22 protein-coding genes and 2 riboswitches are annotated in these 23,167 nt (G+C 63.0%); of the genes, 15 read left to right on the top strand and 7 right to left on the bottom strand.

Features of this window, described 5'->3' with window-relative positions; all coding sequences use genetic code 11:
• Nucleotides 1-116: 116 nt before the first annotated feature.
• From cobM to fabF, 5 genes are all read right to left on the bottom strand, one after another.
• Nucleotides 117-863, bottom strand: a complete 747-nt coding sequence (cobM, locus tag AC3WKX_RS26080; protein ID WP_102605651.1) for a precorrin-4 C(11)-methyltransferase — start codon at nt 861-863, stop codon at nt 117-119.
• Between the two features lie 83 nt (nt 864-946).
• Entirely contained in the window at nt 947-1,339 is a 393-nt protein-coding gene (locus AC3WKX_RS26075; RefSeq protein WP_102605650.1) for a cobalamin biosynthesis protein, read from the bottom strand.
• Nucleotides 1,336-2,034 carry a CbtA family protein gene (locus AC3WKX_RS26070; RefSeq protein ID WP_102605649.1) on the bottom strand — a complete coding sequence of 233 codons (699 nt, stop codon included), beginning with the start codon at nt 2,032-2,034 and terminating at the stop codon, nt 1,336-1,338. Before AC3WKX_RS26070 ends, AC3WKX_RS26075 begins: the two co-directional genes overlap by 4 nt.
• 11 nt (nt 2,035-2,045) lie before the next feature.
• Nucleotides 2,046-2,234, bottom strand: a complete 189-nt coding sequence (locus tag AC3WKX_RS26065; RefSeq protein WP_003217883.1) for a CbtB domain-containing protein — start codon at nt 2,232-2,234, stop codon at nt 2,046-2,048.
• Between the two features lie 97 nt (nt 2,235-2,331).
• Nucleotides 2,332-2,547: riboswitch (cobalamin riboswitch) on the bottom strand.
• Between the two features lie 36 nt (nt 2,548-2,583).
• Nucleotides 2,584-3,852, bottom strand: a complete 1,269-nt coding sequence (gene fabF, locus AC3WKX_RS26060) for a beta-ketoacyl-ACP synthase II (RefSeq protein WP_102605648.1) — start codon at nt 3,850-3,852, stop codon at nt 2,584-2,586.
• Between the two features lie 113 nt (nt 3,853-3,965).
• Here fabF and AC3WKX_RS26055 point away from each other — a divergent pair, with 113 nt between their 5' ends.
• From AC3WKX_RS26055 to AC3WKX_RS26035, 5 genes are all read left to right on the top strand, one after another.
• Complete coding sequence (locus AC3WKX_RS26055) at nt 3,966-4,484, top strand: winged helix-turn-helix transcriptional regulator (protein WP_003217886.1); 519 nt, start codon at nt 3,966-3,968, stop codon at nt 4,482-4,484.
• Nucleotides 4,481-4,682, top strand: a riboswitch (cobalamin riboswitch). It overlaps the preceding gene by 4 nt.
• Before the next feature lie 93 nt (nt 4,683-4,775).
• Nucleotides 4,776-5,837, top strand: coding sequence for a cobalamin biosynthesis protein CobW (gene cobW, locus AC3WKX_RS26050; RefSeq protein WP_003217887.1), 1,062 nt, complete (start codon nt 4,776-4,778; stop codon nt 5,835-5,837).
• Between the two features lie 3 nt (nt 5,838-5,840).
• A complete protein-coding gene (cobN, locus tag AC3WKX_RS26045; protein WP_102605647.1) occupies nt 5,841-9,614 on the top strand; it encodes a cobaltochelatase subunit CobN in 3,774 nt (1,257 codons plus the stop codon).
• Nucleotides 9,614-10,612 carry a magnesium chelatase ATPase subunit I gene (locus AC3WKX_RS26040; RefSeq protein WP_102605646.1) on the top strand — a complete coding sequence of 333 codons (999 nt, stop codon included), beginning with the start codon at nt 9,614-9,616 and terminating at the stop codon, nt 10,610-10,612. The genes cobN and AC3WKX_RS26040 overlap by 1 nt, the downstream gene beginning before the upstream one ends.
• 53 nt (nt 10,613-10,665) lie before the next feature.
• The gene (locus AC3WKX_RS26035) at nt 10,666-11,268 is read left to right on the top strand and encodes a vWA domain-containing protein (RefSeq protein WP_102605645.1); all 603 of its coding nucleotides are present in this window, start codon (nt 10,666-10,668) and stop codon (nt 11,266-11,268) included.
• Here AC3WKX_RS26035 and AC3WKX_RS26030 read toward each other — a convergent pair.
• The gene (locus AC3WKX_RS26030; RefSeq protein WP_102605644.1) at nt 11,225-12,211 is read right to left on the bottom strand and encodes a DUF1853 family protein; all 987 of its coding nucleotides are present in this window, start codon (nt 12,209-12,211) and stop codon (nt 11,225-11,227) included. The two genes, AC3WKX_RS26035 and AC3WKX_RS26030, sit on opposite strands and share 44 nt — an antisense overlap.
• Nucleotides 12,212-12,354: 143 nt before the next feature.
• On the opposite strand from AC3WKX_RS26030, the gene AC3WKX_RS26025 reads away from it, so the two are divergent.
• From AC3WKX_RS26025 to pepN, 6 genes are read left to right on the top strand one after another with little or no spacing between them, the layout of a single operon-like run.
• Nucleotides 12,355-13,245 (top strand): NAD(+) kinase, encoded by an 891-nt coding sequence (locus tag AC3WKX_RS26025; RefSeq protein WP_003217892.1) that lies wholly within the window; start codon nt 12,355-12,357, stop codon nt 13,243-13,245.
• On the top strand, nt 13,242-14,216 hold the full coding sequence (locus AC3WKX_RS26020) for a metallophosphoesterase (protein WP_161635726.1): 975 nt from the start codon (nt 13,242-13,244) through the stop codon (nt 14,214-14,216). Before AC3WKX_RS26025 ends, AC3WKX_RS26020 begins: the two co-directional genes overlap by 4 nt.
• Complete coding sequence (locus AC3WKX_RS26015) at nt 14,213-15,088, top strand: rhomboid family intramembrane serine protease (protein WP_008431996.1); 876 nt, start codon at nt 14,213-14,215, stop codon at nt 15,086-15,088. The genes AC3WKX_RS26020 and AC3WKX_RS26015 overlap by 4 nt, the downstream gene beginning before the upstream one ends.
• Before the next feature lie 15 nt (nt 15,089-15,103).
• Nucleotides 15,104-15,364, top strand: coding sequence for a YeaC family protein (locus AC3WKX_RS26010; RefSeq protein WP_003217900.1), 261 nt, complete (start codon nt 15,104-15,106; stop codon nt 15,362-15,364).
• Nucleotides 15,361-16,191, top strand: a complete 831-nt coding sequence (locus tag AC3WKX_RS26005) for a DUF2797 domain-containing protein (RefSeq protein WP_003217902.1) — start codon at nt 15,361-15,363, stop codon at nt 16,189-16,191. Before AC3WKX_RS26010 ends, AC3WKX_RS26005 begins: the two co-directional genes overlap by 4 nt.
• A 13-nt stretch (nt 16,192-16,204) precedes the next feature.
• Nucleotides 16,205-18,862: an aminopeptidase N gene (gene pepN, locus AC3WKX_RS26000; RefSeq protein WP_102605643.1), complete on the top strand. Its 2,658-nt coding sequence runs from the start codon at nt 16,205-16,207 to the stop codon at nt 18,860-18,862.
• A 121-nt stretch (nt 18,863-18,983) separates the two neighbouring features.
• Here pepN and AC3WKX_RS25995 read toward each other — a convergent pair whose 3' ends face one another.
• Complete coding sequence (locus tag AC3WKX_RS25995; protein ID WP_102369259.1) at nt 18,984-20,039, bottom strand: aldo/keto reductase; 1,056 nt, start codon at nt 20,037-20,039, stop codon at nt 18,984-18,986.
• Between the two features lie 182 nt (nt 20,040-20,221).
• Between AC3WKX_RS25995 and AC3WKX_RS25990 the strand changes: the two genes are divergently transcribed.
• The 4 genes from AC3WKX_RS25990 (at nt 20,222) to AC3WKX_RS25975 (ending at nt 23,071) form a co-directional block, all read left to right on the top strand.
• Nucleotides 20,222-20,938 (top strand): helix-turn-helix transcriptional regulator, encoded by a 717-nt coding sequence (locus tag AC3WKX_RS25990; RefSeq protein WP_032898885.1) that lies wholly within the window; start codon nt 20,222-20,224, stop codon nt 20,936-20,938.
• Nucleotides 20,939-20,990: 52 nt separating this feature from the next.
• Nucleotides 20,991-21,332, top strand: coding sequence for a nuclear transport factor 2 family protein (locus tag AC3WKX_RS25985; RefSeq protein ID WP_008432007.1), 342 nt, complete (start codon nt 20,991-20,993; stop codon nt 21,330-21,332).
• Nucleotides 21,333-21,354: 22 nt separating this feature from the next.
• A complete protein-coding gene (zapE, locus tag AC3WKX_RS25980) occupies nt 21,355-22,488 on the top strand; it encodes a cell division protein ZapE (protein WP_102605642.1) in 1,134 nt (377 codons plus the stop codon).
• Between the two features lie 91 nt (nt 22,489-22,579).
• Nucleotides 22,580-23,071, top strand: coding sequence for a GNAT family N-acetyltransferase (locus AC3WKX_RS25975; RefSeq protein ID WP_008432012.1), 492 nt, complete (start codon nt 22,580-22,582; stop codon nt 23,069-23,071).
• Nucleotides 23,072-23,167 lie beyond the last annotated feature (96 nt).

Here is a 23,167-nt window from a genome sequence, read left to right as displayed (position 1 = left end):
CCGAGTGGTGGGGCAAGAGCGTTTTGCTTACTTTTGCGCTGTTCAAAAGTGAGCCGCTGTAAGAGCGGAACCATAAGCCGCCGTTACCTAAATAACGGATATGTACCCCATCCCCCTCAGGGCCGATACAAATGCGCATGCCCCGCACGATACAACGACGACTCACCAAAACTGTCACTGGCCAAAACCCGACCCACCAGAATCAACGCCGTACGCCGAAACCCCTTGGCTGCCACCTTCCCGGCAATATCCGCCAGCGTACCAATGGCCCAATCCTGATCCGGCCAGGTCGCCCGATGCACCACTGCAATCGGACAATCCTCCCCATAGTGAGGCACCAACTCAGCCACGATCTTCTCCAGATGATTCACCCCCAGGTGAATCGCCATGGTCGTCCCATGCTGCGCCAGGCTACTGAACACCTCACCCTCAGGCATCGCCGTCTTATCCGCATACCGCGTCAAAATCACACTCTGCGCAATGTCCGGCAACGTCAGCTCAGCCTCCAACAACGCCGCACAAGCCGCCACCGCCGTCACTCCGGGAATGATCTGAAACCCAATCCCAAGCTCCCGCAACAGCCGAATCTGCTCCCCAATCGCCCCGTACAAACTCGGATCCCCGGAATGCACCCGCGCCACATCCTGGCCTTTCTCATGGGCCGTCTTGATCAGCTCGATGATCTGCTCCAGATGCAACTCGGCACTGTTGACCACCAGCTCAGCCTGATGCCCCTCAAGCACCGCCGCCGGTACCAGCGAGCCGGCATAGATAATCACCGGGCAACTGCGAATCAGCCGCTGCCCCTTGACCGTGATCAATTCCGGATCGCCTGGGCCTGCGCCGATGAAAAAGACAGTCATGGATTCATTCCTGTGAAAAAAAGCACGCGAGCAGCCCTCCAGATGAAGATTGCTCATGATCAAAGCTGACGATTATCGGGAATTCAGCCGGCGCAAGCCAATGCAAAGGTGGCCTGGGCGGTTTTTTTGCGGGTGATCAGCAGGGTGGCAGGGCTTTGAGACAGCTGTTCTGCCAGGGCCAGGGCGGCACTTTCAGCAATGCCGTAGCAGCCGGTATGAGCAAAAACCGTCTCGGACTTATGGCTCAGTCGATCTTCATAGGGCGCCAATTGCTCCGCACTGAAAAATACCAACGGCAAATCCAGAACCTGAGCCAGTGCCAGCAACCCCGGCTCATCCCGCTTGCGATCAAGACTGGCCAACGCAGTGATGCGCTGACGCTCAATGCCACCCTCGGTGAGGGCGGCGTTGAACAGTTCACGCAGGATGTCGACAGAACAACCCCGCTGACATCCCAGGCCAACCGCCAGGATCATGCCGAATACTGACCATCACGGTTACGGCGAAACAGCCAGGCACTGATCAAGCCCAGCGCCAGCCAGAAGGCAACGTTGGTCAACTGCGAGGCGATCTTGAATTGAGCTTCCAGAGCCTCCGGCGCCAGCATCGAGTGGACTTCCGGCTGTGGTGCGCCAATCACATGGGGCACAGCCAGGATCGCCACGCCCAGGATTTTCAGCAGCCAGTTACGACCGAACACGATCAGCGCGATACCGGCAGCGGTAGAGGCGGCAGTGCCGATCCACCAGATTTGCCGTTGCGCCAGGTCTGCCGCCGCAGTCCCCGGCAATTCAGGCGGCAAGCCCAGGGTCGGCGCCAACACAAAGGTGGCGTAACCGGCCAGGCCCCATAGCAGGCCTTGGGCCGTACGGGTCGGTGCACGCAGGGTGTACAGACCCGCAAGCATCAGGGCAAAACCTACGGCGACCACCAGGTTACCGCCCGTAGTCGACAGCACACGCTGCCAGCCATCTCCCGGCTCCCAGGCTTCAGCGTCGTGGGTGTGGGCCGTGGCATCGGCATGTTCATGCACTTCGGTCGCGGCCGGGGCGTTTTCGAAGGTTTCCGCCTGCAGGATCAGCGGGGCAACCCAGAAGCTTTGCAGCAAGGTCAGCAGCAAGGCGGCCAGGAGGCCGGTGAAACCTGCGGTTTGGGCAATACGCTTGATCATGTCGGCAGGTCTCAGTGGCACGGGAACGCAGCGCTGTGGCGGGTATCGTGGGCGGCGTTGTGCACCGCTTCGATGTGCGAGAAACCGGCGAAATACACCAGGCACGCGCCGAGGATCGACGCGCCGATGGCGGCAGTCAGGCGTTGGCTCAGGGTGGCGGTGGTGCTGGCGGTAGAGGCGGTGCTGCTGATGATCGACATGGCGCGTCCCTTCAGGGTTTCAGGGTGACACGAGCGCATGAAAACCCCGCGAGCCAGGCACGCAGGGTTCTGAACAGCGCCCGCCCACCGCGGGTTTGTTATCTGAATTTTTCGGGCCGGTCTCCGGGCTTGCGAGGGGCCTGGGCCTTGAAAGCATCACCTTCCCATGCCGTAGAGGCACAGTGGTTTTGATGCTTCACTCGCTTACCGTTGCGGGGGCAGCACCGGACTCGTCACGCCCTTGAGTAAAGGAACATGACTCACCGGTTTCCCGTTTCACCCTGTGAAGGGCACCCGAAACAAGATGTGTAGGAGAGCATGGGCGGGCGATGGGCGTCAAATCGCCGGGTTATTGCCAGCGTTTGAACAGCACGCTGGCATTCACGCCGCCGAATCCAAACCCATTGGAAATAGCGTATTCAATCGGCAACGGCCGGGCTTGGCCCCGGACCATATCCAGCCCTTCGGCAGCGGGGTCCGGGTTGTCCAGGTTGAGGGTGGCCGGGGCAATCTGGTCGCGCAGGGCGAGCACGGTGAAGATCGCCTCGATCCCGCCCGCTGCGCCCAGCAAGTGGCCAGTCGCCGACTTCGTTGCGCTGATAGCCACACTGGAATCGGCTCCGAACAGCGTATTGATCGCTGCCAGTTCGCCGTTGTCGCCTACGGGGGTCGACGTGGCGTGGGCGTTCAAGTGCTGGATCTGTGCGGCGCTGATCCCTGCCTGCGCGATCGCCAGTTCCATTGCCCTGCGTGCACCCGAGCCATCTTCCGGGCCCGAGGTCATGTGATAGGCGTCGGCGCTGGTGCCGTAGCCCACCAGCTCTGCGATAGGCGTCGCCCCGCGAGCCAATGCATGCTCCAGTTCCTCGATCACCAACAGCCCGGCACCTTCGCCCATCACAAACCCGTCGCGGCCTTGATCAAACGGGCGGGAAGCCAATGCCGGCGTGTCGTTGTAATCGCTGGACAGCGCACGCGCCGCAGCAAAACCGCCGAGGCTGACCCGGTGGATACAGGCTTCGGCGCCGCCACACACGGCGATGTCGATTTCGCCGGCACGGATCATTCGCGCAGCATCACCAATCGCCTGTACGCCGGCGGCGCAGGCAGTGACGGGGGAGCCCAGCGGACCTTTCAGTTGATGCTGGATCGACACGTGCCCGGCCGCCATGTTGCCGAGGAATGACGGGATCGTGAACGGCGACAGGCGGCGAGGCCCTTTGCTGTCAGCCGTACGAACGGCCTCGGCAATCGCGGGAAAACCACCCACGCCGGAGGCGATGATTGTCGCGGTACGTTCCTGCTGCGAGGGCGTTTGCGGACTCCAACCCGCCTGGGCCAAGGCCTCTTGCGCGGCGGCCAGGGCAAACACGATGAACCGGTCCATCTTGCGTTGTTCCTTGGCCGGGATGACAGTGTCCGGGTCAAAGCCGGCTTCAGGGTCCTGGATGCGGTCCAACACTTGGCCGCCGATGCTGATTGCCAGGTCGCCGATCAATGCCTCGGGTAGCCTGCGAATCCCGGATTCACCGGCCAGCAGGCGCTTCCAGGTCTGTTCCACGCCGGTTGCCAGCGGTGTCACTGCACCCATGCCGGTCACAACAATTCGCTTACTCATGATCGCTTAGCTCCGCAAATTTCAGGTTGGTAGCAATGCATGGACGAAACTATCATTATGAAAGTAACATCCGATAGCTGAAATTTCTGTAGCCGCCCCACAGAGGAACTGCAATGCAACGTAAGTCGCTGGTGAATGCCGAATGCCCGGTAGCCCGTGGAGTGGAACGGGTAGGCGAGTGGTGGAGCATCCTGATCATGCGCGACGCGCTGCAAGGGTTGCGGCGTTTTGACGAGTTTTCCCAGAGCCTGGAAATCGCTCCGAATATGCTCACCCGCCGGCTCAACAGCCTGGTGGAAGCGGGGCTGCTGGAGCGCCGGCAATACAGCGAGCGGCCGCCCCGTTTCGAGTACGTACCGACGCCGGTTGGCGAGGATTTCCGGGTGGTGATCATGGCGTTCATCGGCTGGGGCAACCGCCATTTCGCCAACGAAGGTGAAAGTCTGCAATTGGTCGACCGGAAAACCCGGCGCCCGGTGGAAGTGGCGGTGGTGGACGCCGACGGTGCGCGTGTGTCCGTCGAGCAATGCAGCGTCCAGGCCGGGCCGGCGGCGAGCGAAGGCATGCTGGAGCGCCTGGCGCTGCTTAGTGCCAAACGCTCGGACATTGACCCGTCCCCGCGCACTGCGTAGCCTTGCACCTTCGAGGTTCTTCGGCCCAGGCCGAAGCTAAGAAGGGAACGCGGTCAATGCCGCGGCTGCCCCCGCAACTGTAAAGGGTTTATCTGACTGCCACGCCACTGCCTGAACAAGGCGGGAAGGCGCAGCCAGCGCCGGCATCACCGCCGGCAAGCCCCAAGCCAGGAGACCTGCCTCGCAACCGATTTTCTACTTCAACCGGGCGGGGTGATCCGGTGGCGAATTCTGCTTCTGCGCACCTGCGCAGGGCCACTCGTCCCGTATGCCCGCCCCAAAGGGCATCCGATGAAAACACTGGCCAAACTCCCCGTCACCATCGTTACCGGCTTCCTCGGCTCGGGCAAGACCACCTTGCTGCGCCACATGCTGGATAACGCCCAGGGGCGCCGCATCGCGGTGATCGTCAACGAGTTCGGCGAGCTGGGCATTGACGGTGAAATCCTCAAGCAATGCTCCATCGGCTGTACCGAAGAAGAGGCGAACGGCCGCGTCTACGAATTGGCCAATGGCTGCCTGTGCTGCACGGTCCAGGAAGAGTTCTTCCCGGTGATGCGCGAACTGGTGGCCCGTCGCGGCGACCTCGACCATATCCTCATCGAAACCTCGGGCCTGGCCCTGCCAAAACCCTTGGTCCAGGCGTTTCAGTGGCCGGAAATCCGCAGTGCCTGCACCGTTGACGCCGTGATCACCGTGGTCGACAGCCCAGCCGTGGCCGCCGGCACGTTCGCCGCCTTCCCGGACCAGGTTGACGCCCAGCGCAAGCTCGACCCGAACCTGGACCACGAATCCCCCCTGCACGAGCTGTTCGCTGACCAATTGGCCAGCGCCGACCTGGTGATCCTCAACAAGTCCGACCTGATCAGCCCTGAAGACCTGGCCCGTGTGCGCCTGGAAGTGGCAGAAGAACTGCCGCCGGCGGTCAAAATCATCGAAGCCAGCAGCGGTCGCCTGCCGCTGGACGTATTGATCGGCCTGGGCGCGGGCTCGGAAGAACACATCGATGGCCGCCACAGCCATCACGATCATCACCACGAAGGTGAAGACGACCACGACCACGATGCCTTCGACTCCATCTCCATCGAACTGCCCCAGGCCGACGAAAGCCTGCTGCTGGACGCCCTGACCCAACTGGTGGTCAAGCACGGCATCCTGCGGGTCAAGGGCTTCGCGGCGATTCCGAACAAGCCGATGCGCCTGCTGATCCAGGGCGTGGGCACGCGTTTCGACAAGCACTTCGACCGCGCCTGGCGCGCCGATGAGCCGCGCGCCACGCACCTGGTGCTGATCGGCCAGGAACTCGACGCCGCGTTGCTCGAAGCGCAACTGCGCGCTGCCCTCAGCGTTTAAACCATGCATCTGCTCAGGACCCAGCCCGGCGGTTTCGTTTCGGATGACAACATCGCCGACCTTGGGCAAACCCCCGCCGAGTTGGTGATCCTGTGCAGCGGTGATTCCAGCCTGGCGCTGCTGGCCGAAGCGGCCCAGCAGTTGCCCGAGGATTACCCGAGCCTGCGCCTGGCGAACCCGATGCAGGTGCAGAACCATGCTTCGGTCGACCTGTATGTCGATGAAGTGCTGCGCCACGCCAAGGTCATCCTGATTTCGCTGCACGGCGGCATCGGTTATTGGCGCTACGGTATCGAGCGCCTGGTGGAGTTGGCCGAGCGCGGCGTGCAGCTGATCCTGGTGCCGGGGGATGATCGCCCGGACCCGGAACTCAGTGGCCTCAGCACCGTGGGCGCCGAGGAACGTGACCGGCTCTGGCACTTCCTGCGCCAGGGTGGTTTGGGGAATGCGCTGGATTTCTATCGTTGCCTGGCCGCCGGCTACCTTGGCCGCGATTACGCCTGGAGCGAGCCGCAAACCCTGCCGCGCACGGCGATTTATCACCCGCATAAAGCCAATGCCCGTCTCAACGATTGGCAGGCTGACTGGCAAGCTGATTTTCCCGTGGCGGCGGTGCTGTTCTACCGCTCCCATTTGCAGGCGGCCAACACCGGCTTTATCGATGTTTTTTGCCAGCGCTTGCAGGCCGCGGGTCTCAACCCGCTGCCGATGGCGGTGGCCAGTTTGAAAGAGCCCGGCTGCCTGACCGTGGTCGAGGATTTGCTGGACGAAGTGCACGCCTCGGTGATTCTGAACACCACCGGTTTTGCCCAGTCCAGCCCTGAAGCGCCGCACCTGCGGCCGTTTCGCCGCAATATCCCGGTGATCCAGGCGATTTGCGCCCAGGACAACGAGCCCGGCTGGCAGGCCAGCGAGCAAGGCCTCGGCCCACGGGACCTGGCGATGCACATCGCGTTGCCGGAACTGGACGGGCGCATCATCAGCCGGCCCATCAGCTTCAAGGACCTGGCCTGGCGCAGTGAGCGCAGCCAGTCCGATGTGGTGTGCTATCGCGCACAGCCGGAGCGCATGGATTTTGTCGCCGAACTGGCGCGGCGCTGGGTCGAACTGGCGAGGGTGCCGAATGGCGAAAAGCGTATCGCGCTGATCCTCGCCAACTACCCGACCCGGGACGGACGTATCGGCAACGGCGTGGGTCTCGACACCCCAGCCGCCGCGCTGAATATCCTGCGGGCACTGAAAATCCAAGGTTATCCGCTGCCGGACGAGCTGCCGGAAAGCGGAACGGCACTGATCCAGGCGCTCTTGGGCGGCGTCAGCAACGACCTGGACAGCCTCGACTTGCGTCCGTGTCATCAGAGCCTGGCGCTGGATGACTACGAGGCGATGTTCAACCGCTTGCCCGAGTCCAATCGCCAGGCCGTGTTGGCACGCTGGGGTACACCTCATAGCGATCCGATGTTCCGCGACGGCCGCATGATGATCGCGGGCCTGCGTTTGGGCCTGACCTTCGTCGGCATCCAGCCGGCCCGGGGTTACCAGGTGGACGCGAGTGCGGTCTATCACGACCCGGACCTGGTGCCGCCCCATGGCTACCTGGCGTTCTACTTCTGGTTGCGCCACACCTACGGCGCCCACGGCGTGATCCACGTTGGCAAGCACGGCAACCTGGAATGGCTGCCGGGCAAGGGCGTCGGGCTTTCCGAGAACTGCTGGCCCGACGCACTACTGGGGCCGCTGCCGAATATCTACCCGTTTATCGTCAATGACCCGGGCGAGGGCGCCCAGGCCAAGCGCCGCACCCAGGCCGTGATCATCGACCACCTGATGCCGCCGCTGACCCGCGCCGAAACCTATGGGCCGCTGCGCGACCTGGAGTTGCTGGCTGACGAGTATTACGAGGCACAACTGCTCGACCCACGGCGTGCCCGCGAGCTGCAAAAGGACATCCTCAAGCTGGTGCGCGAAACCCGCATCGACCAGGAACTGGCCCTGGACGAAAACCTCGACAGCGACGCCGATGCGGCGATCTGGCTGCCGCGCCTGGACACCTACCTGTGTGACTTGAAGGAGTCGCAGATTCGCGATGGCCTGCACATTTTCGGCGAGTCACCCGAGGGCCGCTTGCGCATCGACACCTTGCTGGCGTTGTTGCGTATTCCGCGTGGCGATGGGCGGGGGCCGCAATCGAGCCTGCTGCGGGTATTGGCCAAGGCCTTCGACCTGGGCTTCGATCCGCTGGACTGCGCCCTGGCCGAGCCGTGGACGGGGCGCCGGCCAGTGGTGTTGCAGAAGATCGACACGCAGTTGTGGCGCACCGCCGGCGACACCCGTGAACGCCTGGAGCTGTATGCCGCGCGCTTGATCGAGCAGGCGCTGGAAGGTGCCGTGGAGCAGCTTGAAGAGCCCGGCTGGGAAGACGTCAAGGCGGTGATCGAGAGCTTGCGCATCGTCGTCGCGCCACGCCTGGATGCCTGCGGCCCGGCGGAAATGCGCGGGTTGCTGGATGCCTTGAGCGGGCGCTTCGTCCCGGCCGGGCCCAGCGGCGCGCCGAGCCGGGGCCGTCTGGACGTGTTGCCTACCGGTCGTAACTTTTTCTCGGTGGATGTGCGCAACCTGCCCACCACCACTGCCTGGCGCATCGGCTTCCAGTCGGCGAACCTGATTCTTGAGCGTCACCTGCAGGATCATGGCGACCACTTGCGCCAACTCGGCCTGTCGGTGTGGGGCACCGCCACCATGCGCACCGGTGGCGACGATATCGCCCAGGCCATGGCGCTGATGGGCGTGCGCCCGGTGTGGGCCACCGGCAGCCAGCGGGTGGATGACTTTGAAATCCTGCCGATCAGTCTGCTGGACCGGCCACGGGTGGATGTGACCTTGCGCGTGTCGGGGTTCTTCCGTGATGCATTCGCCAACCTGATCCGCCTGTTCGATGCGGCGGTGCAAGCCGTGGCGGCGCTGGACGAACCGGATGACCTGAACCCGCTGGCGGCCAAGGTGCGCAGTGAGCGCGAGGCTTTGCGCCTGTCGGGCCTGGACGAGGACGCGGCGGCGAAGCAGGCTGGTTGGCGGATCTTCGGTGCCAAGCCCGGTGCCTATGGTGCCGGCGTGCAGGGCGCGATTGATGGGCGCTTGTGGCAGAGCCGCGAAGACCTGGCCGAGGTTTACCTGAACTGGGGCGGCTACGCCTATGGCGGCTCCGACGAAGGCACCGCCGCCCGCGAACAGTTTGCCCAGCGTTTGAGCCAGGTGCAGGCGGTGTTGCAGAACCAGGACAACCGCGAGCATGACCTGCTCGACTCCAATGATTACTACCAATTCCAGGGCGGCATGCTCGCCGCCGTGGAAACCCTGAGCGGCGACAAGGCTGCCAGCTATCATGGTGACCACAGCCAGCCGGACTTGCCGAAGATCCGCACGTTGAAGGAAGAGTTGAACCGGGTGATTCGTGCCCGGGCGGCCAACCCGAAGTGGATCGAAGGGGTGAAGCGTCACGGCTATAAAGGCGCGTTCGAGATGGCGGCCACCGTGGATAATCTGTTCGCGTTCGACGCTACGACGGCGTTGATCGACGATCATCAATACGCGTTGCTGGCGGATGCCTACTTGCTGGACCCGGACACCCGCGCCTTTGTGCAGCAGCACAACCCGGATGCCCTGCGGGACATGACCGAACGCATGCTCGAAGCCCAGCAACGCGGCATGTGGCAGGAGCCTGGGGCGTACCGCGAGGCGTTGGAAAACCTGTTGTTGGATATAGAAGAAGGCAGTTGATGACCGACATTCCACATTTCCCGCTGTCCGCCGTGGTCGGCGCCGACGACTTGAAACTGGCCCTGTGCCTGACCGCCATCGACCCGAAAATCGGCGGTGTGCTGATCGAAGGCCCGCGGGGCATGGCCAAGTCCACCCTGGCCCGTGGCCTGGCGGACCTGCTCGCCAGCGGCCAGTTCGTCACGCTGCCGTTGGGCGCCACCGAGGAGCGGCTGGTGGGCACACTCGATCTGGACGCGGCACTCAGTGAGGGCCGCGCACAGTTTTCCCCCGGCGTGCTGGCCAAGGCCGACGGCGGCGTGCTCTATGTCGATGAAGTCAACCTGCTGCCCGACCACCTGGTGGACCTGCTGCTGGACGTGGCCGCCAGCGGCACCAACCTGATCGAGCGCGACGGGATTTCCCACCGGCATTCGGCGCGTTTTGTACTGATCGGCACCATGAACCCGGAAGAGGGCGAGCTGCGCCCGCAATTGCTCGACCGGTTTGGTTTCAACGTGGCGCTGAGCGGGCACACCCAGCCGGCCGAACGCGGGCAGATCATCCGTCGCCGCCTGGATTTCGACAGCGACCCTCAGGGTTTCTGCGGGCAATGGGCCGACCGGCAGGCCGCGTTGCGTGAGCGCTGCACCCGGGCCCGCGCCTTGCTGGAGAGCATCCCGTTGGATGACCAGGCGCTGGCGCAGATTACCGAGCGCTGCTTTGCCGCCGGGGTCGATGGCTTGCGCGCCGACCTGGTCTGGCTGCGTGGCGCACGTGCCCATGCGGCCTGGCGGGGCGCGACGGCTATCAGCGAAGAAGATATCGAAGCGGTCGCGGAATTTGCCCTGCGCCATCGTCGTCAGGAGCAATCCCCGCCTGCAACGCCGCCCGCTGGCGGTCAATCACCCAAGCCCAATGATGCACCTGAAGGCCAGGGCCAATGGGGCGACATGCCCGCACCCGCCTTGCCGATAGGCGCTCGCCGTGATGTGCCCACCTGGCCAAAAAAGCCCTAGGCATCCGCCCCAAACCTGACGCGGGGGCGGATGCACGGCCCAAGGCGGGTCGACTGAACAAGGGCCGGCGCGGCCAGGCGCGCAGCGCGGCCGAAGGTTCGATCAACTGGCCGGGTACCTTGCTCGGCGGGCGGCCGCAACGCCGCGAAGATTTGCTGTATCAACTGCGTAGCCGTACGCCCCATGAGCTGTGGCTGGTGATTGTCGATGCTTCGGCCTCCACCCGGCGGCATCAGGCGCTGAGTGATGCCAAGGGATTACTGGCCCAACTGTTCGACGATGCCTATCGACAGCGGGCGCGCATGGCGTTGCTCACCGCGAGCGGGCAATCGCCAAAGTGGCAGGTGCAGGGATTAAAGGCGGCAAAAGGGCTTGGTCATTGGCTTGATGGCCTCGGTGCAGGCGGTGGCACGCCATTGTTGCCAGCGCTGAACGAAGCGGGGCACTGGTTGGCGGCTCGTCGCAAGCGTTACCCGGTGGAGCAGCAGCGGTTGCTGGTGATCACCGATGGACGGCTGAAAGATGTGGCAGGGCTGCCGCCGCTGGACTGCCCGGGCTTGCTGGTGGACATCGAGCGCGGCCCGATTCGGTTGGGCCGTTCAAAGCAGCTGGCTATGGGGTTACAGATTGACTATCGGCATATCGATAACCTGTAAGCGCCGGCACGTTCGGCCAAAGATCCGCCACCAGAAACAACCGTTCGGCTTCTTCCCATTCGCCTTCGCTGTTTTCCACCAGGCGCACCAGCAACTGCGCGGGCGCCATGGGGTCCAGCTCGGTCAGCCAGTGCTGCATCCGGGCCGCGTCCCAGGCTTCGTTCGCCGGGTAGTGCGCCGGCGCCAGCCATGCGTGGCGGGGCAGCGGTTGCCAGCGTCCTGCCGGGCTTTGCTCGATAAACCTCGACCAATCGCGCTGATGCAGCCAACGGCCATTCAGGTGTTGGGGATGCGCGCCCTGCGGGGCCTGCGCCATGCCCGGCCATGGGTAGAGCAGATACCCGCCCAGCCACAGATGGGCATCAAAAGCCTGGATATCCAGCGCGGCCAGGACTTCGCGGCTCTCCGGCCGGGCGGAAATCGGCAGTTGGTGCTGGGCCAGGTGGGCCAGCTTGCGGTCGAGCCGGTCATGACAGCCGGGGCCGAGCCATTGCGCGGTGTCCCGGCCATTACCGTCCTGGGGCCCGAGGTAGAGTTTGATCGCCAGTTCCAGATGATGCACACCGTCACGGTCGCGCAGCAGCATGTCCAGCTCGCCCAGGGTATGCCCGGCCTGGCGGATCGGCAGGTTGGCCGCCAGCAGCTCCACGCCCGGCGCATGCTGCACGGCGAATTGCCACAGCCGTTCGTAATACAACCCCAGCCGGCGGGTGCGTGCCTGGCTCAGCCAATGCAGCAAGGCACTGCTGTCCTGGTCCAGCTGGCGCAGCCACTGCTCCAGCAAATGCGGGGCCTGCACCCAGTCGCTGCCGGTCAGCGGGTGGCGTTGTGGCCACGGCGTTTGCGCGAGCATCGGCGGGGCGAGCATCACCCACGCGAGATCGCGCACCTCGGGGTGACGCAGTTGGCGGGGCAGGTGCTGCAAATCAGGGAACAGAGTCATGGTCCGAGCATAGCCTTTTACAGCCGGGAAGGGGGCTGAGAACCGTTGTCGTCTGGGGTTTGCGGCGACAAAGGATTTTGTGTAACGCCGGCTTTCGCCCATAATCGTTCTTTTTTGCAGAACCCGAACCCCGCAGGAGCCCCATGGAGCAATTTCGCAATATCGGCATTATCGGTCGCCTGGGCAGTACCCAGGTGCTGGACACCGTCCGCCGACTGAAAAAGTTTCTGCTCGAGCGCCACCTGCACGTGATCCTCGAAGACACCATCGCTGAAATCCTCCCGGGCCATGGCCTGCAGACCTCGTCGCGCAAGATGCTCGGTGAAGTCTGCGACATGGTGATCGTGGTGGGCGGCGACGGCAGCCTGCTGGGCGCCGCCCGGGCGCTGGCGCGGCATAACGTGCCGGTGCTGGGGATCAACCGTGGAAGCCTGGGGTTCCTCACCGATATTCGCCCCGACGAGCTGGAAGTCGAAGTGGCCAAGGTGCTGGACGGCCACTACCTAGTGGAAAACCGCTTCCTGCTGCAAGCCGAAGTGCGCCGCCACGGCGAAGCCATCGGCCAGGGCGACGCCCTCAACGATGTGGTGCTGCACCCCGGCAAGTCGACGCGGATGATCGAGTTCGAGTTGTACATCGACGGCCAGTTCGTGTGCAGCCAGAAGGCCGACGGCCTGATCGTCGCCACGCCGACAGGGTCCACGGCCTACGCGCTGTCGGCCGGTGGGCCGATCATGCATCCCAAGCTGGATGCCATTGTGATCGTGCCGATGTATCCCCATATGTTGTCCAGCAGGCCTATCGTGGTCGATGGCAACAGTGAGCTGAAAATCGTGGTGTCAAAAGACATGCAGATCTACCCGCAAGTCTCCTGCGACGGGCAGAACCATTTCACCTGCGCCCCCGGTGACACCATCACCGTGAGCAAAAAGGCACAGAAGTTGCGGTTGATCCACCCGCTGGACCACAACTACTACGAAGTGTGCCGGACCAAGCTGGGCTGGGGCAGCCGCTTGGGGGGTGGAGGCGACTGATGCTCGATCCCGCGCGTAGCTACGACCTGATTGGTGACGTGCACGGTTGCGCTCATACCCTTGAGCACTTGCTCGACCGATTGGGTTACCACAAGCAGGGCGGCACCTGGCGCCATCCGTCGCGAATGGCCGTGTTCCTCGGCGATATCATCGACCGGGGCCCGCGCATTCGCGAGGCGCTGCATATCGTCCACGACATGACCGAGGCCGGCCAGGCACTGTGCATCATGGGCAACCATGAGTTCAACGCGCTGGGCTGGAGCACGCCCGCCGCCCCGGGCAGCGGCAAGCAGTTTGTGCGCGAGCACACGCCACGCCACGCGCGGTTGATCCACGAGACCCTGACCCAGTTCGAACAGCACCCGGCAGACTGGCACGATTTCCTCGGCTGGTTCTATGACATGCCGCTGTTTGTCGACGCCGGGCGATTCCGCGTAGTGCACGCTTGCTGGGACAACGGCTTTATCGAGCCCCTGCGCGCGCATTTCCCGGACGGCTGCATCGACGAACACTTCCTGCAAGCCGCCGCCGTGCCCGGCAGTTTCGCCAGCAATGCCTTCGACCGCCTGTTGCGCGGCACCGACATGCGCCTGCCGGACGGCCTGACCCTGACCGGCGGCGACGGCCTGACGCGTTCGTTCTTCCGTACCAAGTTCTGGGAAGACGACCCGAAAACCTACGGCGACATCGTGTTCCAGCCCGATGCGCTGCCGGAACCGGTGGCCGCCACGCCGCTGTCGTCCACTGAAAAAAATTCCCTGCTGCGCTACGGCGTCGACGAGCCATTGCTGTTCGTCGGCCACTACTGGCGCAGCGGCAAACCGGCGCCGATCCGCCCGAACCTGGCCTGCCTGGACTACAGCGCGGTGCTGTACGGCAAGCTGGTGGCGTACCGGCTGGATCAGGAAACCCGCCTGGACCCGCGTAAATTTGTTTGGGTCGATGTCGAGCGCCCTGAGGTTATTTCATGAGTACCGTTGCTGTATTACGCCTGCCGCTGGCGGTGGATTTGAGTGGTTTCGTCAAGCTTCTGCAACGCATGCAAGTGCCCCATCGCGTCAGCGAAGAAGCCGGGGAGCAGGTGCTGTGGGTGCCTGACTCCATCAGTGAAGACGTGAAGGTCCTGTACCAGCGCTTTCCGGCCGGTGACCCGGACCAGCAACTGGACATTCCCGAGCAGGCGACGTCGACCAGGCGTCCCGGGTTTGCCCAGCAGCTTCGCCACAGCCCGGTGACCGCGTTGGTGTTGCTGCTGAGCATCATCGTCGGCGCCGTTACGTTGCTGGGGGATAACCTGCAAGCCATGAGCTGGCTGACCTTCCTGCCGTTCAGCGTGGCAGGCGAGTACATCCGTTTCACGCCATTGACCGACAGCCTGGCGTCGGGACAGTGGTGGCGCCTGGTCACGCCGATGTTGATCCACTTCGGCATCCTGCACCTGGCCATGAACGGCATGTGGTACTGGGAACTGGGGCGGCGCATCGAGTTGCGCCAGGGCAGCATCAACCTGCTGGGCCTGACCCTGCTGTTCAGCCTGGTGTCGAACTACGCTCAATACTATTTTGGTGGTCCCGGCCTGTTTGGCGGGTTGTCCGGCGTGCTGTATGGCTTGCTCGGGCATTGCTGGATCTATCAGTGGGTGTCGCCGAATCCGGTGTATCGCCTGCCTCGCGGGGTGTTGGTGATGATGCTGGTGTGGCTGGTGCTGTGCCTGTCGGGCCTGGTCTCGATGATCGGCTTCGGCGAAATCGCCAACGCGGCCCACGTGGGTGGCCTGGTGATGGGTTGCCTGACCGGTTTGTTGGGTGGCTTGTACAGCCGCCGCAAAATGTCTCCTATTTAGTTAAGGAAGAGTCTTATGTCCTCTTTTGTCGAAATGATCGAAAACATCACCCCGGACATCTACGAGAGCCTCAAGCTCGCCGTGGAAATCGGCAAATGGTCCGATGGCCGCAAGCTCACCGCCGAGCAGCGTGAACTGTCGTTGCAGGCGGTGATCGCCTGGGAACTGCAGAACCTGCCGGAAGACCAGCGCACCGGCTACATGGGCCCGCAGGAATGCGCCTCGAAGTCGGCGCCGGTGCCGAACATCCTGTTCAAGTCGGATGCCATCCATTGATTGAGATTGGCCGTGGTGCAGTCAGCAAGATGTCGGCGCAGTTGGGTGAGCCGACCGTTCAATACGCGTTTCGCCTGGGCGATACCGAGGTGCCGGTCAATCCATTGATCGGCACTACCGTGCGCCTGGAATACCTCGGTGCGATCCATTGCACCCATTGCGGTCGCAAGACCAAGACCAGTTTCAGCCAGGGTTACTGCTACCCGTGCATGACCAAACTGGCCCAGTGCGACCTGTGCATCATGAGCCCCGAGCGCTGCCATTACGACGCCGGCACCTGCCGCGATCCGGCCTGGGGTGAAAAATTCTGCATGACCGACCACGTGGTGTACCTGGCGAACTCGTCGGGGATCAAGGTCGGCATCACCCGCGCCAGCCAGCTGCCGACCCGCTGGCTCGACCAGGGTGCCAGCCAGGCGCTGCCGATCATGCGCGTTGCCACGCGCCAGCAGTCGGGCTTCGTCGAGGACCTGTTCCGCAGCCAGGTGGCCGACAAGACCAACTGGCGCGCGCTGCTCAAGGGCGACGCGCAGGCCGTCGACCTTGCGCAGGTGCGTGACGAACTGTTCGCCAGCTGTGCCGAAGGCATGCTCGGTTTGCAGGAACGCTTTGGCCTGCAGGCCATCCAACCGGTGACCGACATCGAACCGATCGAAATCCGCTACCCGATCGAGCAGTATCCGACCAAGATCGTCAGCTTCAACCTGGACAAGAACCCGATTGCCGAAGGCACGCTGATGGGGATTAAGGGCCAATACCTGATCTTCGATACCGGCGTGATCAATATTCGTAAATACACGGCCTACCAGCTCGCCGTGCATCAGTAGAAGGACGACAGACATGCGCACCGAACAGCCGAAGATGATTTACCTGAAGGACTATCAGGCGCCGGACTACCTGATCGACGAGACGCACCTGACCTTCGAGTTGTTCGAGGACCATAGCCTGGTCCACGCGCAGCTGGTGATGCGCCGCAACCCCGAGCGCGGCGCCGGCTTGCCGCCGCTGGTGCTGGACGGGCAGCAGCTGGAGCTGCTGTCGGTGAACCTGGCCGACCAGGAACTGACCGACGCCGACTACCAGTTGAGCGACAGCCACCTGACCGTGCACCCCACCAGCGCGACCTTCACCCTCGACACCACGGTGAAGATCCACCCGGAAACCAATACCGCCCTGGAAGGCCTGTACAAATCCGGCGGCATGTTCTGCACCCAGTGCGAGGCCGAGGGTTTCCGCAAGATCACCTATTACCTCGACCGTCCGGACGTGATGAGCGTGTTCACCACCACGGTGATCGCCGAGCAACACAGCTACCCGGTGTTGCTGTCCAACGGCAACCCGATTGCTTCCGGCCCTGGCGAAGACGGCCGGCACTGGGCGACCTGGGAAGATCCGTTCAAGAAGCCGGCGTACCTGTTTGCACTGGTGGCCGGTGATTTGTGGTGTGTCGAAGACACCTTCACCACCATGACCGAGCGCACCGTGGCGCTGCGTATCTATGTCGAGCCGGAAAACATCGACAAGTGCCAGCACGCCATGAACAGCCTGAAGAAATCCATGCGCTGGGACGAGGAAGTCTATGGCCGTGAGTACGACCTCGACATCTTCATGATCGTCGCGGTCAACGACTTCAACATGGGCGCCATGGAAAACAAGGGCCTCAACATCTTCAACTCCAGCGCCGTGCTGGCCCGTGCCGAAACCGCCACCGACGCCGCGCACCAGCGAGTCGAGGCGATCGTTGCCCACGAATACTTCCACAACTGGTCGGGCAACCGCGTGACTTGCCGCGACTGGTTCCAGCTGTCGCTGAAGGAAGGCTTCACGGTGTTCCGTGATTCGCAGTTCTCTGCCGACATGAATTCGGCCACCGTCAAGCGCATCCAGGACGTGGCTTATCTGCGCACTCACCAGTTCGCCGAAGATGCCGGTCCCATGGCCCACGCGGTGCGTCCGGACGGCTTTATCGAGATCTCCAACTTCTACACCCTGACCGTGTACGAAAAGGGCTCGGAAGTCGTCCGTATGATCCAAACCTTGCTCGGCGCCGAAGGGTTCCGCAACGGCAGCGACCTGTACTTCGAACGCCACGACGGCCAGGCTGTGACCTGCGATGACTTCATCAAGGCCATGGAAGACGCCAACGGCGCTGACCTGACCCAGTTCAAGCGCTGGTACAGCCAGGCCGGTACGCCACGTCTGGCGGTGAGCGAGTCCTACGACCCGGTGGCTAAAACCTACAGCCTGACCTTCCGTCAAAGCTGCCCGGAAACCCCGGACAAGGTGGAAAAACTGCCGTTCGTGATTCCGGTTGAGCTGGGCCTGCTGGACGGGAAGGGCGCGGGCATCGCCTTGCGCCTGGCCGGTGAAACCGCTGCCGGCGCCACGTCCCGCGTGATCTCGGTGACCGAAGCCGAACAGACCTTCACCTTTGTCGACATCGCCGAGCACCCGCTGCCGTCGCTGCTGCGTGGCTTCTCGGCGCCGGTGAAGCTGAGCTTCCCGTATAACCGCGACCAACTGATGTTCCTGATGCAGCACGACAGCGATGGCTTCAATCGCTGGGACGCCGGCCAGCAGCTGTCGGTGCAGGTGTTGCAGGAGCTGATCGCCCAACATCAGCAGGGCAAGGCGCTGGTGCTGGATCAACGCCTGATCACCGCATTGCGCAGCGTATTGAGCGACGAAAGCCTGGATCAGGCGATGGTCGCCGAGATGCTCTCGCTGCCGAGCGAAGCCTACCTGACCGAAATCAGCGAAGTGGCGGATGTCGACGCCATCCACGCGGCCCGCGAGTTTGCTCGCAAGCAGTTGGCCGACAACCTGTTCGAAGGCCTGTGGCTGCGTTACCAGGCCAATCGCGACCTGTCGAAGAAAACCCCGTACGTGGCCGAGGCGGAACACTTTGCCCGTCGCGCCTTGCAGAACATTGCGCTGTCGTACCTGATGCTCAGCGGCAAGCCGGAAGTGCTGGCGGCGACCCTTGAACAGTTCGACGCGTGCGACAACATGACCGAGCGCCTGACGGCCCTGGCTGTGCTGGTCAACTCGCCGTTCGAAGAAGAGAAAGCCAAGGCGCTGGCGGTGTTTGCCGAGAACTTCAAGGACAACCCGCTGGTCATGGACCAGTGGTTCAGCGTGCAGGCGGGCAATGGTTTGCCGGGCGCGCTGGAGCGGGTCAAGACGTTGATGCAGCACCCTGCGTTCAACATCAAGAACCCGAACAAGGTGCGGGCACTGGTGGGCGCGTTTGCCGGGCAGAACCTGATCAACTTCCACGCGGCGGATGGTTCGGGCTATCGGTTCCTGGCGGACCTGGTGATCCAGTTGAATGGCTTCAACCCCCAGATTGCTTCGCGGCAATTGGCGCCGTTGACCCGCTGGCGCAAGTACGACAGCGCGCGGCAGGCGCTGATGAAAGGCGAGCTGGAGCGGATTCGCGCTTCGGGCGAGCTGTCCAGCGATGTGTTTGAAGTGGTGAGCAAAAGCCTCGCTTAACTGAGGCTGAGTACTGCATCTGTGGCGAGGGAGCTTGCTCCCGCTGGAGTGCGCAGCGCTCCCAAGATTTTGGGGCCGCTACGCAGCCCAGCGGGAGCAAGCTCCCTCGCCACAACGGGTCTTAGATAACCGGCGGCCAGCGCAGGTCTTGTGCATCATCGTCCGTATAACGTGGGAAGCGTTCCGCGATCATCTCGTGGGGCACGCCCAGCGGTATCGCGCTGGCAGCATCCAGGCGGGCCACTTGCTCAGCCGAGAGTTGCACACTCAACGCACCCAGGGTGCCGTCCAGTTGTTCGCGGGTACGCGGCCCCAGGATCGGGATCAGCGCGGTAGTGGAACGACGGGCCTTTTCCCGTAGCCAGGCGATGGCGATGTGAGTCGGCGTGGCGTCCAGTTCACCGGCAACCGCCAGCAGGGTGTCGAGCACTGCGGTTTCCCGTGCGCTTTTTTCAGCGTGGACCAAAATCCCCAGCTTGCTGGCGCGGGTATCGTCCTGGCTGTTGCGGTACTTCCCGGTCAGAAAACCACCCCCCAGCGGTGACCATAAAGTCGCGGCCAGGCCCAGGGCCTCGGCCATGGGCAGCAGCTCGCGGTCAGCGGTGCGTTCGGCCAGGCTGTATTCGGTCTGGATCGCTACCAGGGGTGCAAAGCCGCGCACTTCAGCGAGCAGGTCGGCGCGGGCAATGCGCCAGGCGGGGAAGTTGGACAGCCCGGCGTAGTGGATCTTGCCGGCACGCACCAGGTCATCAAAACCCCGCAGGATCTCTTCCATCGGCGTGACGTTGTCGCTGATATGCGCCCAGAACAGGTCGATGTGGTCGGTGTTCAAGCGTTTCAGGCTTTCTTCGACGGCGCGCACCATGTTCTTGCGGTTGTTGCCAAGCTTGAGGGTGCCTTCGTCTTGAGGCTGGGTGCGCAGGGTGTATTTGCTGGCGATCACCAAGCGGTCGCGTTCCGAGGCAATGAACTCGCCGAGCAGCACTTCCGATTGGCCGAACTGGTAGCCGTTGGCAGTATCGAGGAAGTTTCCGCCGGCCTCCAGATAGCCGTCGTAGATTCGCTTGGACTCTTCGCGCTCGGCGCCGTGGCCCCAGCCTGTGCCGAAATTGGCGGTACCCAGGGCCAGCTCTGAAACCCGCAGGCCGCTGCGACGGCCAAAGACTTTATTGCGCATACCGAAACTCCTGACGCTGTGGTTGGTTTAAATGTTTCGCAACATCTATTAAATATGATGCGAGTCATATATTTCGTCAAGGAGCTTTTTTGGCGGCTGAAGGGAAGGGTGCCTGCTCCTGACACTTTCTGACGGAGGCCTCTGCTAAGCTGCGCCACCTTTCTTTTTCGAGCATGATCAACGTGTCGCGTACCAGTCGTCTGTTGACCTTGTTGCAAGTCCTGCGGGGCAAAAAGCGCCCGGTGACGGCCGCCGTGCTGGCGGCAGAACTGGAGATTTCCGAGCGCACGCTGTACCGCGATATCGCCGAACTGACCGCGTTGGGCGCACCGATCTACGGCGAGGCGGGCGTGGGCTATGTGCTGCGTGCGGGCCTGTTCCTGCCGCCGCTGATGCTCAATGCCGACGAGACCGAAGCCATCGTGCTGGGCTTGCGGTATGTCGACCAGCGCGGTGATGACGTACTGAGCCAGGCGGCGGCCAATGCGCTTGCAAAGATCGCCGACGTGCTTGACCCGGCTGCCCAGGAAGCCTTGCGCAATCCGACGGTGCTGCCGGGCCCGCCAGGCTTCGGCTACCCGGAAAACCGCGTGCCGTTGAATGTGTTCCGCGAGGCCATTCGCGGCCAGGCCAAGCTGCACATCGACTACGCCGATGCCAGCCAGACCGCCAGCCAGCGCCTGATCTGGCCCCTGGCCCTGGGCTTTCTCAACGAAGTGCGGGTGATCGTCGCGTGGTGTGAATTGCGTGGGGCCTATCGCACCTTCCGCACCGACCGAGTGGCCGCCGCGCGCCTGCAAGGTGAACGTTATCCGGGGCGCCGCAGCGATTGGTTGCGGGGCTGGCGCAAGCTGATGGAACAGAACGAATCCGGGCCGTTCACTCCTGACAAGAACTGACACAGCGCTGCTTTAGCATGGCTCCATAAATCACTAAAAAGGAGCTGTCACCATGTCCCAACCCACCCCTGAACTGGCCCCGGCTATTGCAACCTACATTGCTGCGGCGAATGCCGGCGACACCTCGCTGGTGGCCGACTGTTTCGCCGAAGATGCCAACGTGTTCGACGAAGGCGAGCACCGGGTAGGTACAGCCGCCATCGCCCGCTGGATGGAAGACACCGGGCGTCGTTACCAGCCCAGGGTCCAGGTGCTGAATGTGCAGCACCGCACGGGCAAGGTGCTGGTCAGCAACCTGATCACCGGCAGCTTTCCCGGCAGCCCGCTGGAGCTGCGCTATACCTTCCGCCTCAATGAACACGGCAAGATTGCCCGTTTGGATATTTCCCTGTAGCCGTCATGGCATACTGCCGGGCATGACTTTCGACTCGCCACTTGCCGCCTATCAGCACGCCATCACCGAACAGGGTTTTGTCCCCGACGACGCCCAGCGTGAGGCGGTGCAAGCCCTGCAGGACTGCCATCAGGCCTTGCACCACGGCCCTGGGCCCATCACTGGGGTGTACCTGTGGGGCCCGGTCGGCCGGGGCAAGACCTGGCTGATGGACCAGTTCTACCAAAGCCTGGGAGTGCCAGCGCGGCGCCAGCATTTTCATCACTTCATGGGCTGGGTGCACCAGCGTTCATTCCAGCTCACGGGCACCCACGATCCCTTGCAGGCCCTGGCCCGCGAACTGAGCCGGGAAGTGCGGGTGCTGTGTTTCGATGAGTTGTTTGTCAACGACATTGGTGACGCCATCATCCTCGGCCGGCTGTTCCAGGTGATGTTCGAGGAAGGCGTGGTGATGGTCTGCACGTCCAACCAGCCACCGGACCAGCTGTACGCCGACGGTTTCAACCGGGATCGTTTCCTGCCGGGAATCGAGGCGATCAAACAGCATATGCGGGTGGTGGCAGTCGATGGCGGGGAGGATCATCGGCTGCACCCGGGCACCGCACTGCAGCGTTACTGGGTCGACCAGCCCGACGCGTTGGCCGAGGTGTTTCGCCAGTTGAGCGCCGGGCAGGCAGTGAGCAGCGCCCCGGTTGCGGTCGGCTACCGCTCCATCGTGGCAGTGCAGTCCAGTGAAACCGTGCTGTGGTGTTGCTACGCCGACCTGTGTGAGCGGCCGTTGGCGGCGATGGATTTCATGCTGCTGTGTGATCGGTTCAAGGCCATTTTGCTCGGCGAGGTGCCCAACCTCAGCGCGCAAAAGCGCCCGGGACGAATCGCTCGTGGCACCGAAGACGCTGCCGAACGGGTGGACGCCGGGGACCGGGAACTGCCGGAACTGTCGGTGCATGACGACAGCGTCCGGCGTTTCATCGCGCTGGTGGACGAGTGCTACGACCGCAAGGTGCCGCTGTACATCGAGGCCCGGGTGCCGCTGGAAAGCCTCTACACCGAGGGTTACCTGGAGTTTCCATTCCGCCGCACCCTGAGCCGCCTGCAGGAGATGCAACTGGCACGGTTTGGCGAGCCTGGCGCGCTTTCACGCGGGCAAATGTAGTTAATCTCCTTCATCTAATGCCTGCACCACGCTTACAATCGAGCCCTTTTATGGGGACCGAGTCCCTGTCGCACCGTCAACGAGGAAGGAAATGGACAGCGCAGACATCCTGGTGCTGCAAGCCAGCTACACCAATCCGGTACACGCCGAGGCCATTGGCCTGGTGCTCAATCATTACGCCGAAGACCCCATGGGCGGTGGCCACAGCCTGCCGGCCGACCGCTTGCAGCAACTGCCGGCAGAGCTGGCCAAGCGTGCCCACGCGTTCAGTGTGCTGGCCTTTGTCGGCGGTACGCCGGCCGGCCTGGTGAACTGCTTTGAAGGGTTTTCCACCTTTGCCTGCCGCCCGCTGGTCAACGTGCACGACGTGGTGGTGATGGATCAATTCCGTGGCCTGGGGCTGAGTCAGAAGATGCTGCAAAAGGTCGAGGAAATTGCTCGCCAGCGCGGTTGCTGCAAGATCACCCTCGAGGTGCTTGAAGGCAACGCCGTGGCGCAGTCGGCGTATCGAAAGTTTGGGTTTGATGATTCGGTATTTGATCCGCAACATGGCCGGATGTTGTTCTGGAGCAAGCCGCTTTAATTAATGTTTATTTAATTAAAGGCAAAAAAAAGGCGCCAGCAAGTGGCGCCAAATTGACCTTGGCTATCAGAGCGGAATAGCACAGGTATTGCGGGT

The organism is Pseudomonas sp. GP01-A4 (assembly GCF_058780865.1).
Note: the sequence above shows the minus strand (reverse complement) of the source record. Positions and strands in the feature narration are given on the sequence as shown.